The following is a 16926-nucleotide window of genomic DNA, read 5'->3' as shown; positions in this document are numbered from 1 at the left end:
CATGTTGCCACAAAAGCTTCTGCCGATTCGGAATCAGAAGGAACTGATCATTCCGAAATATCTCCCCACCAATGACCGTGGCTGGCTCGATGAAATTGAACAGTTAATTCAAATCATTCAAACTTCCATCGGCTGCCCACGTGGGGAGCTGGAAGATCTGTTCAAGCAGATGACTTCCGACAATTCTACCCAGCAGATGATCCGGGATGGCTTCATCCACCTGTTGATGGATCGGTGCGAATTTGAAGCCCAATCGGAACTGCCCCCGTCAGAAATTCGTGAGAAACTTTTCACTTTTGCTACCGAATCCCGCAGAAGTGGGCAGCAGTTTGATCGCACTGTGATTATGAATCGGGTTGCGGAAGACCTGCAAACGAACCCTGAAGTGCTGGAACAGGCATTTTTAGCTGATCTGGTTGCGGAACAGCGGCTGATTGCGTTTGAAGCATGCACCAGCGAATGGCTGATGAATCGCTATAACTTGGCGCTGGCACAATCGATGCTGGGGCGGGCCTATCATGTTACCATTCTGTTACAAAAAGAGATTCCTGCCCGCTATCGCCAGTTGTTTCGGGCAATAAATTTCCACCGCCTGATTGCCCAGGTGACTGCAATCAGCGAAGACCAGTTTCGTATTGAACTGGATGGCCCACTGAGCCTGTTTCGATCGACGCAGAAATATGGGGTGCAGTTGGCTAACTTTCTCCCACATCTGCTGCATTGCAAAGACTTTGAGCTGACTGCAAAAATATACTGGGGGCCCAAAAAAGTTGAAAAAGTCTTTCAATTGACCAATCGCTTTGGTTTGCGATCTCACCTGGTGGATTATGGGGATTACCAGCCACTGGAAGTAAAACTGGTGCTGCAGGGTCTGCAAAAACTGGCAGGTGACTGGCAGGTGATCCAAGAAGCCGATCTTGTACGCTTGGGGGACAAAATCTGGGTGCCCGATTTCACGTTGATGCACCAACCCAGTGGCTATATTGTCTGGGTAGAAATTCGCGGCTATTGGCGTAAAGGCAATATTCAGAAAGATTTACAGCGATTGGCGGCAGTTTACCCCCATCAGCATGTGATGGCCGTTTCCGATTCGATGCGGGCAGATGATAACGAAGATCTTTTGCCAGATTCTGTTTACGTTTACAAACGCCAGCCACTGGCAGCAGAAATTATTGCCTGTGCTGAAAAAAATCGCCTGGCATCATTTTCTGCGTGATTTTTTCAGTGTCGTCGATCATACTCAGCACAAATCTCCCACGTGGGGTGCATCGAAGAGGAAGTAAACCATCAGCCAGGATAGTAGTGCAAGTGTGTTTAGAATCTTCCGCGATTGTGGTGAACGTTTTCTGCACGAAACGTGTCTACATAGTTACAACTATACAACCGAAGTGGATCGAACATGAAACGCAGGCCAGCATTTATGGAAGGGTACACAGAGTTCTACCCATACTGCTATCTATTAATTGCCGCAGACAACTCCCTAGAAGCTGCTAAGCTGGTTGAGAAATACGACCACAACCGGGGCCGGAACTATCACTATGCAAGTGCAGTGATCTTCTCTGCCTTCGCGGTCGAAGCCGTCGTTAACCACATTGGGCTTGAACAAATCGAAGACTGGGCAAAGGACGAACGAAAAAAGGGCGGATGGGAAAAAAAGCTCATCGAGGTTGCGGCACTTGGCAGCAAAACGCCAGACTTCACCGAGCCACCGTTCAAGACCGCCAAAGAAGCGTTCAGTATGAGGGACAGGCTGGCACACGGCAAGACTTGGGTAGGTGAACAGTGCTACATTGACACGGGCTGCGAACAGGAAGAACACAGCTTTCCCGACTGGCTTGAACTGTACCTGAACGAGAGGAAGGCAGTTGAAGTGGTATCCGACGCTCGCAAAGTGGTTGAAACGCTTCTTCTTTGGGCTCGCTACCCGCTACACGACCTCTACTGCATGGGAAGGGGCCACTATTCTGAGACCGCGAACGCTCAACCTCGCGCTGCAGTGTGGAAGGTCAAGAACTCCTGAAACCTAGTGCTCTGTCACGACTTAATTGTCGGGTAAACCGATTTTAATTTCGTTCGTGCTTCGTCGATCTTCATTTGCCAGTCAACGCCACGCTGTGTGGTGTTGACATCGTTCGACCATGCCTCGGTTTCTTCACTCAAAGTGGCAACATCTTCAAAGCGACGGTCCGCGACACATTGGCGGGTTAACGAACTCAGTTCATTCTCTGCGATGTTCAGCCAACTTCCATGCTTGGGTGTGTAGCAGAATTCGATCCGTCGAACCAAGGTCCGCACTTGCACGGGTTCAAACGCTTCATAGAACGCGCCCTTGGTGTGGGTGTTGAGGTTGTCACACACCACGATCACTTTGGCACATGACGCATAGCGACCCTCCAACAACCGAGCCATTTCGATGGCCCAGTCAATCTTCGTCCTCCGTTCGCGAACGGAGACTTCACGCCAACCGACCAGCGGTTCGGTAAACATGAAGATAGCCGCCGTGCCCGCTCGTTCGTATTCGTAGTCAACCCGCTTGGCATGTTGGGCCGTGGCGGGAATAGGAACGCGTGTTTCTTTCAACAACTGCACCGGTTGTTCGTCCATGCACAGGACCGGCACGTTCGGATCGTACGGTTTTTCGTAGGTTTCCAGCACATCTTCCATATGGGCGACAAACTCGGCGTCCGCCTCCGGAGGAATCACCCAATATTCAATCTTCCGATTCGTCATGCCATTTTTTTAGCGTGCGTCGGACCGTTTCGTAGCTCACCGACTCCACGATTTCCAACTCCACGACCTTGCGTGCCAGCAACCGAAGCGTCCAGTTGTTGTAGCCTTTCGGAGGCGGCCCAAGCCGAGTCGCGATGATGCGGGCCTCTTGGTCGCCCGTCAATAGCTTATCCACGGGTGGTTGCTGACGTTTAGCTCGGTTGAGTGTTTCTTCAAATCCTTGCTCGACGAACCGCTGGCGAAGCCGTTCCACGGTTCTAGTCCGACACGAAAACGCCTCGGCAATACGCTCATCAGTCCAATTCGGACCATCGGCATCTGCCTTCAGCAGAATCTGAGCACGTCGAACTTTCTGCCCGGTTCCCTTCAACTTCTTGACGACACTCTGAAGCTCGACTCGTTCTTGCTTTGTCAGTCGAATGATATACAACTTCCGCATGGCAAACTCCTTGTACCATGCAGTATCGCAGATTTGACTGGAATTGCCAATCCGACTTTTTAGATGTGACAAAGCACTAGTATGAAACACGAAATGGACGGGAGCATCGAGCCAGCGCGAAATCCAATGCTACACCCTCAGTTTCAAGCGATCTTGTACCGTGTATTTCTTGTGATCACCAACGATTGTTGGCCAGTAGATCGTTCTGCGGATTTCTATGAGTGGCGTTCCACACCAACTGCATTCATCCCCCCTTTCGCATTTCAAACGCGTTGGTACGGTGAGGACACGTTGACGGAAGATCAGGAAGCACAGCTACAAGCTCTTCAAGCTTTTGGGCATTTGAGGCCCATTACCATTGAACGAAAGAACGGAGAACAGTTCCAAGAGACACACCTTGTTATTTTCGATATGCTGCCTCAGCCGAAACCAGTTTTAATGTATCATACAACTCCAACAAAGCACCTTGATAGTATCATGGCTTCTGGACTTAAGCCTGGTCGGCTGACAAAAGTGAATACAACCAAATTCCCTGAGACCCACCGTTGGATTCATCTCTTCGAGAAACGCGAACATGCAACGGAGCGGTTTCTACTACTTCCAGATAACAAAGGCCGCATCCCTTCAGGTAATTACACACTGTTGCAAGTGGACACTAAAGGGATTGATGATTTGTTCTGTGACCCTTTTTCAGTTCACGGGTTCGTGATTCAATCTGATGCGATTCTTCCACACCACATTACCGTTTTGGAAGAACTAATCGTTGCATGACCTGAGTTTTAACAGTTTACAGCCACTGGCTAACATCCATCTTATTATCCATCAGCATGTGATGGCCGTTTCCGATTCGATGCGGGCAGATGATAACGAAGATCTCTTGCCAGATTCTGTTTACGTTTACAAACGCCAGCCACTGGCAGCAGAAAATATTGCCTGTGCTGAAAAAAATCGACTGGCATCATTTTCTGCGTGATTTTTTCAGTGTCGTCGATCATACTCAGCACAAATCTCCCCAACGTGGGGTGCATCGAAGAGGAAGTACCGATGGATTTTCCACCATTGAAAAGCAGCATCAATCGCCGTCAGGCAATTGCTGGTATCGCAGGTGCGGCATTTGCTACTGCAAACGCCCACGGCAAAGATGAAAAATCATTCATTATTGATACCCACTTGCACTGTTTTGCGGGTGGGGCCAGCAAAGACTTTCCTTATCATCCGGACGCACCCTATCGACCAGAAGCACCCGCCACTCCGGAACATTTGTTGAAATTAATGACCGAAGCAGGCATCGACCGGGCAATCGTGGTGCACCCCGAACCTTACCAGGATGACCACCGTTATCTGGAACATTGCCTGAAGGTGGGCAAAGAGAAATTGAAAGGCACCTGCCTTTTCTTTGCTGGCAGACCCAAGAATGAGGAAAATCTGAAAAAACTGGCCAATAGCGTGCCACTGGTGGCCTTACGCATTCATGCTTACAACCCCGATCGGTTGCCACCGTTTGGCAAACCGGAACTAAAAGCAATGTGGAAACTGGCAGCGGATTTTGGCCTGGCAGTTCAACTGCATTTTGAACCTCGTTATGCGGAGGGATTTACCACACTGATTCAGGAATTTCCCAAAGTGCCAGTGCTGGTAGATCACCTGGGAAGGCCATTTCAAGGCACGGCCAAAGAACACGAAACAGTGCTCAAGTGGTCGCGGTGGGATCATGTGACCGTAAAACTGTCATCGCTGCCAAACAACAACAGCTATCCCCACCGAAAACCAGATGAAATTGTCCAGATTCTCCTGAAACGGTTCGGTGCATCCCGCCTGATGTACGGTGGGGGATACAGCAGCACCGCCACGGCAGTCAGTTACAAACATGAACGTGAACGACTGGTAAAAATGCTGGGCAGCGTTACCGAAGCTGAAGTTGCCCAGATTCTGGGTGGTAATGCCAGAAAACTATTTCAATTTTGAACCACTTCGACTATCTTTTCGGAAAATGGTTAGCAGTGACTGTATTCCCACGTCAACGTGGGCGATATTCATTAAAAAAGATTCATACTTAGTGAAAGGACTCGACCCATGTTCGGTTATATCAGCACCAGTGGCCAGTTCGACTGGATCGATGGCAGTGTTATTGCCGGAATCGTGGTGCTCTACCTGATTGGGGTACTGTTCTACCCGCTGATCTTCCTGAGACCAATTTCCTGGCTGTTTTTGCGCACCATCTATCGATTGAAAGCGACTGGACAGGAAAATATCCCCACCACGGGGCCAGTTTTGCTGTTGAGTAACCACGTTACCTTCATCGACTGGTTACTGATCTGGTCGGCATGCCCACGGAAAGTGCGGTTTGTGGCGTGGGCAGGCTGGATGAATCACCGGGTTTTCCGCTGGTTCATTCGTTCCACCGATGCCATTTTGATCTACGGCCAGGGTGGGCCCAAGCAATTGGTGCGTTCACTGCGACAAATCGTCGAGTCACTCGATGCTGGTGAAGTAGTTTGTTTATTTCCGGAAGGTGCTCTCACCCGTGGCGGTGGGCAAATGCTCCCTTTTCGGCGCGGCTTCGAAAAACTACTGCGAGATACCAAACACCAGGTTCCCATCATCCCAGTTTGCCTGCACCAGCTATGGGGAAGTATTTTCAGCTATTCGCGTGGGAAAGTGCTTTGGAAACTTCCCAAACGCATCCCTTACCCTGTCCGGATGATTTTTGGTGCCCCAATGCCCAGCAACAGCACTGCAGGAGAAATCCGCCAGGTAATTATGTCAATGGATGCTGATGCCGCCATTGAAGCGTCCCGACTATTACTACCAGTCCATCGTCGATTTGTTCGTGTGGCTGCCAAATTCAGAAATCTGCGCCGAACCGCCTGGGTGGATGCTTCCGCAGGTAGCCCACGGGAATTTACCTTCGCAAAGGCATTGGTGGGTGCCATTTGCATGGCAAAATGGCTGAAAAGTAGGATCGGGACCCAACAGCACGTGGGCTTGTGGCTCCCCACCAGTGCGGGCAGTGCGTTGGGCAATATTGCGTTGCAGTTTCTACACCGCGTCACCGTGAATCTGAATTACACCGCAGGTGCCGATGCGCTGCAGTCGTCTGTGCGTCAAACCGGTATGGATGTCGTGATCACTTCCAAGCGATTTCTCAGCAGAATGCCGCTCAACGTCGAAGGGGTTACGATTGTTTATCTCGAAGATGCCCTGGCTGAAATTGGTAAGTGGCAGAAATTGTTCACGATGCTGAAAGTGGCTCTCCTGCCAGGCTGGGTTCTCGATCGCTGGATATTGGGAATGGGCAAACATTCCATAGACGATGTTGCCACGATTATTTTTTCCAGCGGTTCGACTGGTGAGCCGAAAGGTGTGATGCTGACCCAGCAGAATCTGGCGGGAAATATTGCGGGTGTCGTGGATCACCTGACTGTAGTTCCCAAAGATCGACTCCTGGGAGTGCTGCCATTTTTTCACAGTTTTGGCTACACAGTTCTGCTTTGGATGCCACTGCAGGTGGGGGCATCGTGCGTGATGTACCCAGATCCCAGACAGGCAAAAGAAATTGGCGAACTTTGCAAAAAATTTGCCTGTACTGGCTTTGTTGCCACTGCCACTTTCCTGCGATTCTACATTCGCAGGTGCGAGCCAGACGATTTTAAAACCTTGCGATTTCTGGTCTGTGGTGCAGAACGCCTTCCACCATCGCTTGCAGAAGAGTTTCATCAGAAATTCGGCATTCTACCCCTGGAAGGTTATGGCACGACCGAATTGACACCTGCGGTTGCAGTCAGCACCTACGACGAAGAAATTGCGGGAATTCGCCAGGTGCGGTACAAATACGGCAGTGTGGGTCAGCCAATCCCAGGTGTTGCCGTACAGGTGCGGGATGAGGACACCAATCAAGTGCTCCCACCAGGTGCCGAGGGGATGCTGTGGGTCAAGGGCCCCAACGTGATGAAAGGCTACCTCCACCAACCAGAACAAACCGCTAAAGTGGTTCAGAATGGCTGGTATAAAACCGGCGACATGGCAAGGATTGATGATGATGGTTTTATCACCATCACTGGGCGGATTTCCCGCTTTGCCAAGATCGCTGGTGAAATGGTACCGATCGAACGTGTGGAAGATGAATTATTGCAGTGCGTCAGCACCAGCGAACGTTATCTGGCGGTATCATCCGTTGTCGACGAAAAACGTGGGGAACGCCTGATTGTCCTCTATCTGGAAACGATTCCCATCCAGATCAAGGATGCATTAAAACTGTTACAGGAACGCGGATTGCCAAATCTGTGGATTCCCGGCGAACGCGATTGCTACGAGACCGAATCTCTACCATTGCTGGGTACGGGAAAGCTTGATTTAAAGGCAATCAAACAATTGGCAATTGCCGCAACGGGCAGCCCAGGATAACACGCACTTTTCAGCACCACTGTGGGTAATATTTCCGATACATGATGTCGGTTGCCATGCTCAGTCGCATCATCTCTGTACGGCATTCAGTCACCATTTGAAAAGAGGCGCACCGCTCAACGCGGGTAACCATCGTTACCAACTGGGTAGAATGCTCCAGAAATCGACCATTGCAACGATGGTACTGAAACATCGACATCATTTCATATCGCAGATGTTCCAGATAAAACTCAATTGCCATAAAGTTTGGCCGACGGAGATTGCAATAGTTCCAGATTTTCGATTCGCAGGTGCCGATTTCCAGAATATCGTTGCATGGATACCAGTGCCCCACAAAAAAGTCGACCATCCGAACGCAGCCGAAGATATTTCGTCGCTGGCACATTCGTTGTCTGGTCATCAGATTGATCTGCACCTGAATCTGTTGTGCTTCCTGCCCGAAAATATTCTGCTGGTTACCTAATTGCAGGCCAGGATTTCGTTGAATTCCGGTCAGATCGTTGTTGATATCTCCCAGGTCGCGGATTTCATTATTCTGATTCCCGGCCAGTAAGTCATCCAGCAACTGATCTTCGTGCTGGTCCATGGCGGTAACCTGCTGGTTCAATTGCCCCTGTCCCTGCCGGTTCAGTTGCAGTGGGACAAAATCCAGCTTATTCTGGGCAAAAAGTTCACTGGTTTCCAATGTCAACGCTGCGGTAGCTGCACCTGCACAGGTGGCGAACAATCCTCTACGTGTGAATGCACTCATTTCCATATTCCCTGATGTAAGTTACAATCTTCACGCAGGAAAAATGCAGCGATTGCCGGAACTTGCACAAGGAAGGGAAAATTTTTCGAAAAAACAATCTGGGTAAACCTGATCTCTGATTTTTCTATGTACCTGAAACTGGCTGGGGGCGATACTGAATCTTCTGCGCCAGTTGCAGGCACCTGCCTTCAACAAAGCGGTAAAATAAGTACGCACCGATAATGCTGCAAGCCACCGCAAAAATCAGCTCGAAAACTACTACCCAGTTGCCAAGCTGGTGCAACTTCCGATCAACCAGCAGTACGCGATACCCAATGATTGGGTGCATTAAATAAAGGCTGTAAGACCGTTTACCCACAAAAGCCAGGCCACGGGTCAGCCAATTTTTCGGGAATTGAATCCCTTTACTCAGTGGGATCAGAATGACCGCCATCAGGCACGCCTTCCATGCAAGTTGCTGATTATTTCCTGCGAAGATGCCAACCGATAATACGGCAGCAAATGCCAGCCCACAGTGGATACGGGCGAATCCACAACGAACAGCCCAAAACAACAGTATCCCCAGGCACAGGAACATTGCAAAAGTTGTCACCTTGAACTGAGCCGCATAGGGACTATTCAATTCCGGGTGGGTCGCATCCTGGCCAGGCATTCCGGTCTGATAGCGAAAAATCACCCAACCTGCCGATGACAGTGCCACCATCAACACCAGGTGGGCCATCCAGCGTTCATGATCCCACAGTTGGGTTTTTCCCGCAAACTGTGTTAGTTTGCCTACTACGTAAAAGCATAAAATGTAAAGGATGTAGAACTGCTCCAGCGACACCATCGACCAATAGCCGATTGCGGCATTGCGAATGCCAAACAACTCGTCCAGAAAGGTCATGTGGATCAATATCTCCCGCAATGTCGAAGGGGGCGTATGTGTGGAGATACCCAGAAGCGTGGGTAGCCATTGGTTTGCAGCAACCAGCCAGATTGCAATCCAAAGTGGGATCACCAGTCGGACAAATCGACGCAGCAGGTAACCGCCTATCGATAATCTGGCACCTGGTACTGGACGTAAACTATATGCCAGCAGCAAACCTGCCAGAACAAAGAAACTTTCCACACCAAATCGGATGTTCCAAACGATCCACTTACCAGTGTTTCCGAATAACTGGTCGAATCGGCCGGACAGGTCCGAAGCGACATAGAAGTGCAGCACAGCCAGGCTGATGGCAACAACCCCACGGATGGGATCGATGTCGAAACGCTGCTTTGTGGTCAAAATCATGCAGAATCACTCATCTTGATCTTGAAAACCCTCCATTAAATGTCGAATTTTGTTGATCTCTTGGAAGAATACTTGTCCAATCGCCGAAACATCGTTAAGATATTTGGTTCGTTATAGAATCTAAAATCGTTAGAAGGAGTATTGGTTTATGGGTCGCCGCCGAGGTAACGGACGTCGCAAAGTAGGTCGAAAGAAACGCCGGATGCGGGCTAAGATCCGCCATCGCAAGTAATTTTGCTTTCCAGTCTACATTCCATCCACAGTTGATCACTGCTAAACAACCCCACGACTACCTTCAGGCGATGGTAGACGCTAGATGCTTATTGCTTCTTCATTTGTGATAACTTCTTCATCATAACTCCACATTTTGTCAATTTAATAAACAATTATTCATTGTGTAAATTATTATACGTATCTAGTGGCTATTTTGTTTCAGAAAAAATTAAAAATGAACAAATTTTCCAATTTTCGACCAGAATGCAACGAATCGGGCACCAGGATTCTGGTTTAAGTTGTTTATTGATAGGACTTTAGATCTATTGACCTGATACTGAGATAATCAGCACTTACTGCTTCTTGGTTTGGAATAATCCGTCGATTTTTTCCGGTTTCTGGTGCGTGTAGCGGGCGATTCCTGAGAAAAAGAGCAACATCTGCTCGCACCCCGTCTGGGCCATGGTGGGGATCTGGTCGCCCATCATTCGGGTGACTACGGAAGCCACTTTACTGTCTGTCTGCATGAAAACTTCCACTTTGTGGGTGATTGTAGCATCACCTGCTGGTCGTTTTTCGTCGCTATGGGTCAGCAAAGCTACCGCTGTCACGGGCACCGTGGGAATCAATTTTGCAGGTTTTACCTTACCGGTGGCATACCAGATGCGTCCCCGTTCGCTGGTGGCAATGGGATACCACACCACTTCGCTGCCTGTTTCATCCTTCCAGACAAACCGCCCATCATTCAACGCCTGAATATTAATGGCTGCAACGCCCAGATTCTGCCATGCTTTGGAAGTTTTGTCCGGATGGTCCAGCAACCACTGGTACATTTCTTTGTTAGCAACAAACTTTTCAGCAGGTGCCTGGGTCTTCAGAGTGGGGTACTGCAGAATTTCGTAAATGTGCTTCTTCTGTTTTGCAGAAAGCTGCTCAAGCGAGGCGGGTAAGCGAATGGTTTCCCTGCCAGCCGTATCTGTGGAAGAGTAGCTTTCCTGTGCACCAACGTAACCACTTGCCAAGAAAGAACTTAGAATAACAAAGGCACAGAGTTTCTGCATCTTATCTCCTGCCGATCTGGCAATATTCCACTAATCTGGAACCAACATCCAACCATCCATAGCGTGCACCGTGGTGGTGATTGTGTCAAGATCAGTCGACAAGCACGCTAAATGCTGTAGATCGTAATTTTCACCCACCTGTCCGCACCTATTCTTATGGTGAGGGCAAGAACTTTTGCTTTGAATGTTAAAATGTGCGTGCTGCCACCGAATTTTGCTTCTAAGCCTACCACAGCGTGATACTTTTCGTGGAAAATTGTCTACAATTGGCTGTTACCATACAATATTGTGTGTGGGTTGATCCTACGCCACCGTAAAAACAAGGACAATAATGAGCAATTCTGTAGCTGGCGATATTTTCGCCGAAATTAACGACCTGAAAAAGCAGATTGGTGCCACCATCCTCGCCCACTATTATCAGGCGGGTGAAATTCAGGAACTGGCAGACATTACAGGCGACAGCTTGAAACTGGCACGCGAAGCCACCAAAGTTGATTCGCCCGTAATCGTGTTTTGTGGCGTGCTGTTTATGGCGGAAACCGCCAAAATGCTCAATCCAGAGAAAAAAGTGCTGCTGCCAGACCTCAACGCGGGGTGCAGTCTGGTCGACAGTTGCCCACCCGACAAGCTGGCACGATATCAGGAAATGCTGCGGATCAATGGACGCCGCTTTCAAATGGTTACTTACATCAACAGTTCAGCAGCAGTGAAATCACTTTCTGATTGGGTGGTTACATCCGGTAACGCGGAAGAAATTGTGCGTGCCATCCCGGAAGAAGATGAAATCTTATTTGTACCGGACCAGCATTTAGGCCGGTATCTGCAGGAAGTGACCGGACGCAAAATGATCCTGTGGGATGGTTCCTGCATGGTTCATGAGATTTTCAGTGTGCAGGATCTGCTGAAAATGAAGATAAAACATCCGGAAGCAATTACTATTGCCCACCCTGAATGCCCCGCCAATGTGCTGGAGCACACCGATTACATCGGTGGGACTGAAGCAATGATCCGGTATGTGGGCGAATACGCCAGCCCCACAACGTTTTTGGTGGCAACTGAAGCAAATATGCTCTGGCAATTGCAATCGAAGCACCCACAACATACGTATCTGCCCGTTCCTGGAATCACCTGTTCCTGCAACAATTGCCCCCATATGGCATTGAATACACTGGAAAAATTGCGGGACTGCATGCGGGATCTTTCGCCGGAAATTACCTGGCAGCCGGAGTTTGACCGTGCCAAAGAAGTATTGTCCAGAAGTTTGTTGAAACCCTCTGCAAAAACGCTGATTGCGGGCCAGCCACAGGGTGATTAACGTTCCCTTGCAGTTCTGCAACGAAAGAACCATTCATGACGAAGCTCATTCCCTACCAGATGTATGTGCATTTTCGCTATCGGGCCATTCATTGGCCTGATATGCCCGCCAGCCGACGGAAAGGGGCACAATTGGCAATTCCTAAGGAGGGGTTGCTGGATACCTTTGCCGATCTCGACGATCGACCTGATTTCACTGAAATCCGCTGCGGCTGGAACGATCATGGCATTGGTTTTTCGTTTTTGTTGCCGGCATTTGATCGCAAAAAGGCAACCATTCTGCTGGATCAGCCCACTTCATCGACTGGAATTTCCCTCTGGCTGGACACCCGTGGGGATCGCACTGGCCACCGTGCCACCCGCACCTGCCACCATTTTCATATTTTTCCTTTTGGGCCGGAAGATGACACCCCCAGCGTGGGTGCGTTTCGGATCGCCAGAGCATTGGTGGATGCCCCACTGCCGAACACGGAAAACCTGATATTACATTGCACGCCCCAACAATCAAGCCAACTGTGGGAGATTTTTCTACCTGCCACCGAACTATCGGGGTATCATCCGGCAGAATTTTCCACATGTGGTGTTTTCTGGCGAATTAACCACCACACAGATACGCAACTTGCAGGGACCACGGAAGAATATCCGTACGATAACGACCCATCTTTGTGGCACAGCCTGGAACTGGTACCACCAGCAAAAAGCTGATTGTTTATTTCGACATTGGCAATAATGCCCACGAAAGCCATAAACTCAGCCCAAAAGCCACACGCAATCCTGTCTGTAAAGAAACCCACCATAACGTGCGTTGTAACAAGGTACTGCCCTGGGCAACGGCAAGTTGAACCGCATCATCCACCATTCTGCGAGGGTTGACGAATCCCAAAGTTACCACGGAAACTAGTGGAGCTTTCCACGATGTCAGCCAGTGCTCCGCTTCATCGAGGTAGCGGAAGGTTTCCATGCGATCGAACGCACCGACGCGAATGATAAAGTAAAGATCGACCGCAATCATCCCAACGCCCGTCAACAGCAGTGCGGGCCACATCCACCATTCACGAATGATATCACGAATTGCCAAAACTGCGTTGGGATAGAGAACCCTGGAACAGATCATCTGGATTGCCATCAGCAGCACTGCCAAAGCAGCAGGGCGCAAGGTAGTCCAGGTAAAAAACATGACCCCATGTTTTTTCAACTGTTTCAGTACATTGGGCCAGCGACCAGGGGCACTGAAAACGATCTGAGAGATATCTCCATACTGTCTGATGCGACGGTAGGTGTTGATAACAAACACAGTCGCCAGATAAAATGTAAAGAGATTGATGAGGTTAATCGGCTCTGTTGGCATGAATCTCGACTCTTCCGTTACTGAGAAACGCCAGTACCATCTTGTTTTTCAAAAACTTTGGTGCGAAGGAAATAGACAATCTTGGTCCCACGCATCTGTTCTGTGGGCAACCCCTGCCCTTTCAATTTATTGATCACGACCGGGTTATCGGGCAGACCGTGGAATGTCAGGGTGCCTTTTTCTTCGTTGTAATCCACTTTGTGGGCATCCCCGAAGAATTCACCCTGTTTGCGAAACTTCACATTACCGATCGCTTCCATGGCCTGATATTTTACATCCACAATTTTCCCATCAGGCAGTTTCTGTTTTGCCTCAATGGTATACACGTACAAGGATTCGCGGGAATCCATGAAAAATGATTCTGCAGGAATATCCAGCTCGCGCAGATTGACATTCAACAAATGATTCTCCGTGGGCAGGTGCAGCACTCTGGTTTTGCCCAGAAACTTTGCCCGTTGTCGCCGATTAAACGCCTGCATTTGATTTTCAAACTGCACCAGAGTCAGTTTCTTTTCTTTCTTTTCCTGTTTTGGCATCGGAGACGCAGGTCCGGGATCGTTCAACAGGTTGTTATTCTGGCTCCCTTCCTGAAAAATACGCACCATCCCAAGGTGGTTCGCATCAGCACGGGCAATCATCCGTGGCCCATTGGGATCATCGGGTTTCAAAGCATTTTCCACTTCCACAAACGGTGCCTGTATCGCCATCATCTTTTCAGGCGGGCCTTCCAGCGGCTGAGCTTGAATGATCGTTACCAGATCAGCAGGTTCGGGTTGATGGCCCGGTTCCGGATTCTTTGGAACGTGCGTACATACGACTGATTCAATCTTGGGATTTTCCTTTTTCTCACCAGGTTTTTTTTCGCTCACTTCACGAAGATATACCGGCCGATCCAGCAATACCTGCATCCAGACGCACCATAATCGGGTGTCTTCCTGGAGTGCCTTCACTTTGCCGTGGTAGTCGACGCGTTGTTCTGATCCATAGAAATCCATCTGTTCCGACCACCACACATGCAGGAGTTTGGGGTCTTCCAGTTTTTTGCCTTCCATGTCACTCGAAGTCAGCATACTCATTTGCCCAGGGCCTGCAATGTGGCACTCATTGATCCGCTGGTCGATGATGATATCTTTGCCAAACATCGTTAGTTTGTCGAACTTGACGGTGCCTGTCTGTGCATCCGCCACACCCATTGCAGGTGCGTAAATGACATGCAGGTAATACCCAAGGGGGAAGTTCCGTAACTTCACGGTGGTCCCACTGATGAATGTACCATGATCTTCCAAGCCTTTGGGGTCCTGCTGAACAGTCACATCGCCAGTCGCAATCACCGTATCGAGTTCCTGGTTCCCTTCCGGATCACGATTGACAAATGCATCAATTCTATCTGCTTTCACCTTCAGTGGTTGCTTTTTGGCAGGTTTGGTATCCTTCGGCTCATTCGCTTTTGGGATCGGTGGTAGAATCAACTCTCCATTACCTGTGGGTGGCAATAGTTTCGGGTCCCCACCTGTCGGTGGGGGCTGATCGTTGGGCTTTAACGTCTTGTGCTCCTGTTTCTTGGGCACGGTCAACTCTTTGACATCTTTGAAGCGAACATTCAGATATTCGGTGTAGCGAATGATGGTTTCCTGAGTAATCCCACGCACCGCACCAATCGCTTCAACTTGATAGGGCTTCGCCTGTTTTTCCTTTTTCCTGGCGGATTCGACGACCGGTTTGGCGTTCGGATCATCGGGCCAGAGAAGCAGTTTCAATTCATCTGCGGTGATCACCTGAGGGGATTCTTCACTGAGATCTGTAAAGCGGGCCTGGGTACCATTTTTTGTGCCGATAAAGCGTACTTCGTCAAAAGTCTTCTGATCCACAATTTTTTTGCTGAAGGTCATTTTTTCAGACCATTCTGCTACTTTGAGATGTTTTCCGGTGCGAGGGTTCACTTCACCAATTCCAATCCAGCCTGGCCCATTGGCAATTGCTTCTCGCAGTTCTTCGCCACCTCCCCACATTTCAAGCAGTGGGGCACGGATGACATTGGTGCCTTTGCGGGCATACATCGGTTCTGCTGCATCTTTGCCATAAAGAACGGTGAGTTGTTTTTCGGCGTGGTAATTCAATTCCACCCCAGAAGCCTCTAACTCTTCTGAATCAGAGGTCAGGGTGATACTTTCGCCGGTGGCCTTCATAAATTCAATCGAAGACCCTGCTTCATTGCTGGTGGAGCCTTTCCCACCTGCAGGCGATTTGGCTTTCGCCTGATCCTGAGCAAATTTCACCAATAGATATTCGCAATCGAGCAAATCCAATCCCTTGGTACGGCCTGCACGGGCTACGGTAACCCGTTCGATCAGGCCCGGGTTGACCACCTGTGGTCGGAAAAACTCGGCCGTTTCTTTCTGCATGTGATAGTGCAATGGACCGTTGGTGCGTATTTCCATTAACTTGCGATCACTCGGTTTCTTTTCCTGTTTGCTTTTCGGCTTGTTCTCCCCACCGTTGGCAAAGGCACCATCACCATCAGTCCATAAGTTCACTTCCACATTGGACGATAAAACTAAGCGTTCCAACCCACTTGCACTTTTCTGATTCGGATTGGCTTTGATATTCGCTTTCTTCTGCTTTTCGTCTACCAGATATAGGTTCATTCCATTGCCAGCCACGGTGGGCACCGCACGGCCCAGGTCACGGTCCTGCAGTGGCTGTTTCGTATTCTGAAAATCAAACACCTCTACACGGGATTTTGTCCAGATGTGGGGATCACCTGCTGCCGGTTCGGGCAGGTAATAAATCGGGCCATTCGTCCACATTTCAATGTCGTCGTAGCGATCAAAGGTTTTCCGATTATTGATGATCCAGATTTTTCCTTTGCGTGGGTGAAAATGTTCCGATTCCGGTTCCGCAAACATTTCCACTCGTTGTGGGTTGGCACCTTCAATCTCATTGGCGGAACGCACGGGACGATCAAATTGCACGTAAACGCGGTCGCACATGAATAATGAAATATCTTTAATGCCTTCCGGGCCCACAGATTTCCCATAGTGGGCAACACTTACAGGTGATAAACTGACCCACCCATCACGTGGGCCACCCATGATGGGGGTAAAATTGTCTGCAGCAAGCAAGAGGTTTTTAGAGGCACGCAAATCGAGGCGAATGGTCCGGCGTGCTTCCGGACAATTCACTCCAAAGGCCTGAATGAATGGATTTTCGAGGATCGAACGATCCATTTCTGCAGAAACCAACGGCTGCATGCCGTTTTCCTGGTGGTATGCTTCCGGCAGGCGGGGTAAACCGTTATATGCACCCAAATAGTACGTATACACGGCGTAGCAGGTGATGCACACGACGAAACCGAGGATGGCATAAATGATCCGTCGGGGTGTCCACATC

Annotated in this window: 15 protein-coding genes; 8 read left to right on the top strand and 7 right to left on the bottom strand. The window is 49.5% G+C overall.

Annotated elements, in window-relative coordinates:
• Nucleotide 1 precedes the first annotated feature (1 nt).
• Nucleotides 2–1216 carry a DUF790 family protein gene (locus tag R3B84_12135; GenBank protein ID MEZ6141310.1) on the top strand — a complete coding sequence of 405 codons (1215 nt, stop codon included), beginning with the start codon at nucleotides 2–4 and terminating at the stop codon, nucleotides 1214–1216.
• A gap of 183 nt (nucleotides 1217–1399) precedes the next feature.
• Nucleotides 1400–2020, top strand: coding sequence for a hypothetical protein (locus R3B84_12130; protein ID MEZ6141309.1), 621 nt, complete (start codon nucleotides 1400–1402; stop codon nucleotides 2018–2020).
• Nucleotides 2021–2034: 14 nt separating this feature from the next.
• Here R3B84_12130 and R3B84_12125 read toward each other — a convergent pair whose 3' ends face one another.
• Together R3B84_12125 and R3B84_12120 are read right to left on the bottom strand one after the other, a co-directional pair.
• Nucleotides 2035–2730 carry an IS630 family transposase gene (locus R3B84_12125; GenBank protein ID MEZ6141308.1) on the bottom strand — a complete coding sequence of 232 codons (696 nt, stop codon included), beginning with the start codon at nucleotides 2728–2730 and terminating at the stop codon, nucleotides 2035–2037.
• Nucleotides 2711–3169, bottom strand: a complete 459-nt coding sequence (locus tag R3B84_12120) for a helix-turn-helix domain-containing protein (protein ID MEZ6141307.1) — start codon at nucleotides 3167–3169, stop codon at nucleotides 2711–2713. The genes R3B84_12125 and R3B84_12120 overlap by 20 nt, the downstream gene beginning before the upstream one ends.
• Before the next feature lie 93 nt (nucleotides 3170–3262).
• Between R3B84_12120 and R3B84_12115 the strand changes: the two genes are divergently transcribed.
• The 4 genes from R3B84_12115 (at nucleotide 3263) to R3B84_12100 (ending at nucleotide 7573) form a co-directional block, all read left to right on the top strand.
• Nucleotides 3263–3940: a hypothetical protein gene (locus R3B84_12115; protein MEZ6141306.1), complete on the top strand. Its 678-nt coding sequence runs from the start codon at nucleotides 3263–3265 to the stop codon at nucleotides 3938–3940.
• Nucleotides 3933–4142 carry a hypothetical protein gene (locus R3B84_12110; protein ID MEZ6141305.1) on the top strand — a complete coding sequence of 70 codons (210 nt, stop codon included), beginning with the start codon at nucleotides 3933–3935 and terminating at the stop codon, nucleotides 4140–4142. The genes R3B84_12115 and R3B84_12110 overlap by 8 nt, the downstream gene beginning before the upstream one ends.
• 8 nt (nucleotides 4143–4150) lie before the next feature.
• A complete protein-coding gene (locus R3B84_12105; protein ID MEZ6141304.1) occupies nucleotides 4151–5134 on the top strand; it encodes an amidohydrolase family protein in 984 nt (327 codons plus the stop codon).
• A 108-nt stretch (nucleotides 5135–5242) separates the two neighbouring features.
• Nucleotides 5243–7573, top strand: a complete 2331-nt coding sequence (locus R3B84_12100) for an AMP-binding protein (protein MEZ6141303.1) — start codon at nucleotides 5243–5245, stop codon at nucleotides 7571–7573.
• A 10-nt stretch (nucleotides 7574–7583) separates the two neighbouring features.
• On the opposite strand, the gene R3B84_12095 is transcribed toward R3B84_12100, so the two are convergent.
• The 3 genes from R3B84_12095 to R3B84_12085 all read right to left on the bottom strand — a co-directional run bounded on the left by R3B84_12095 (nucleotide 7584) and on the right by R3B84_12085 (nucleotide 10874).
• Entirely contained in the window at nucleotides 7584–8324 is a 741-nt protein-coding gene (locus R3B84_12095) for a hypothetical protein (protein MEZ6141302.1), read from the bottom strand.
• A 124-nt stretch (nucleotides 8325–8448) separates the two neighbouring features.
• Entirely contained in the window at nucleotides 8449–9600 is a 1152-nt protein-coding gene (locus R3B84_12090) for an acyltransferase (GenBank protein ID MEZ6141301.1), read from the bottom strand.
• 566 nt (nucleotides 9601–10166) lie between these two features.
• Nucleotides 10167–10874 carry a hypothetical protein gene (locus tag R3B84_12085; protein ID MEZ6141300.1) on the bottom strand — a complete coding sequence of 236 codons (708 nt, stop codon included), beginning with the start codon at nucleotides 10872–10874 and terminating at the stop codon, nucleotides 10167–10169.
• A 331-nt stretch (nucleotides 10875–11205) separates the two neighbouring features.
• On the opposite strand from R3B84_12085, the gene nadA reads away from it, so the two are divergent.
• Both nadA and R3B84_12075 read left to right on the top strand, forming a co-directional pair.
• A complete protein-coding gene (gene nadA / locus R3B84_12080; GenBank protein ID MEZ6141299.1) occupies nucleotides 11206–12189 on the top strand; it encodes a quinolinate synthase NadA in 984 nt (327 codons plus the stop codon).
• A 35-nt stretch (nucleotides 12190–12224) separates the two neighbouring features.
• Entirely contained in the window at nucleotides 12225–12893 is a 669-nt protein-coding gene (locus R3B84_12075; GenBank protein ID MEZ6141298.1) for a hypothetical protein, read from the top strand.
• 4 nt (nucleotides 12894–12897) lie between these two features.
• Here R3B84_12075 and R3B84_12070 read toward each other — a convergent pair whose 3' ends face one another.
• Together R3B84_12070 and R3B84_12065 are read right to left on the bottom strand one after the other, a co-directional pair.
• Nucleotides 12898–13536: a hypothetical protein gene (locus R3B84_12070; GenBank protein ID MEZ6141297.1), complete on the bottom strand. Its 639-nt coding sequence runs from the start codon at nucleotides 13534–13536 to the stop codon at nucleotides 12898–12900.
• A gap of 17 nt (nucleotides 13537–13553) precedes the next feature.
• Nucleotides 13554–16925, bottom strand: coding sequence for a hypothetical protein (locus R3B84_12065; protein MEZ6141296.1), 3372 nt, complete (start codon nucleotides 16923–16925; stop codon nucleotides 13554–13556).
• Between the last annotated feature and the right edge of the window lies 1 nt (nucleotide 16926).

This window comes from Zavarzinella sp. (genome assembly GCA_041399155.1).
GTDB lineage: Bacteria > Planctomycetota > Planctomycetia > Gemmatales > Gemmataceae > JAWKTI01.
This window is presented reverse-complemented; position numbering and strand designations above follow the sequence as displayed.

Coding starts and splice junctions, on each gene's coding strand:
- R3B84_12135 (MEZ6141310.1), top strand. CDS start 2: ATGTTGCCACAAAAGCTTCTGCCGATTCGGAATCAGAAGGAACTGATC.
- R3B84_12130 (MEZ6141309.1), top strand. CDS start 1,400: ATGAAACGCAGGCCAGCATTTATGGAAGGGTACACAGAGTTCTACCCA.
- R3B84_12125 (MEZ6141308.1), bottom strand. CDS start 2,730: ATGACGAATCGGAAGATTGAATATTGGGTGATTCCTCCGGAGGCGGAC.
- R3B84_12120 (MEZ6141307.1), bottom strand. CDS start 3,169: ATGCGGAAGTTGTATATCATTCGACTGACAAAGCAAGAACGAGTCGAG.
- R3B84_12115 (MEZ6141306.1), top strand. CDS start 3,263: ATGGACGGGAGCATCGAGCCAGCGCGAAATCCAATGCTACACCCTCAG.
- R3B84_12100 (MEZ6141303.1), top strand. CDS start 5,243: ATGTTCGGTTATATCAGCACCAGTGGCCAGTTCGACTGGATCGATGGC.
- R3B84_12095 (MEZ6141302.1), bottom strand. CDS start 8,324: ATGAGTGCATTCACACGTAGAGGATTGTTCGCCACCTGTGCAGGTGCA.
- R3B84_12090 (MEZ6141301.1), bottom strand. CDS start 9,600: ATGATTTTGACCACAAAGCAGCGTTTCGACATCGATCCCATCCGTGGG.
- R3B84_12085 (MEZ6141300.1), bottom strand. CDS start 10,874: ATGCAGAAACTCTGTGCCTTTGTTATTCTAAGTTCTTTCTTGGCAAGT.
- nadA (MEZ6141299.1), top strand. CDS start 11,206: ATGAGCAATTCTGTAGCTGGCGATATTTTCGCCGAAATTAACGACCTG.
- R3B84_12075 (MEZ6141298.1), top strand. CDS start 12,225: ATGACGAAGCTCATTCCCTACCAGATGTATGTGCATTTTCGCTATCGG.
- R3B84_12070 (MEZ6141297.1), bottom strand. CDS start 13,536: ATGCCAACAGAGCCGATTAACCTCATCAATCTCTTTACATTTTATCTG.
- R3B84_12065 (MEZ6141296.1), bottom strand. CDS start 16,925: ATGTGGACACCCCGACGGATCATTTATGCCATCCTCGGTTTCGTCGTG.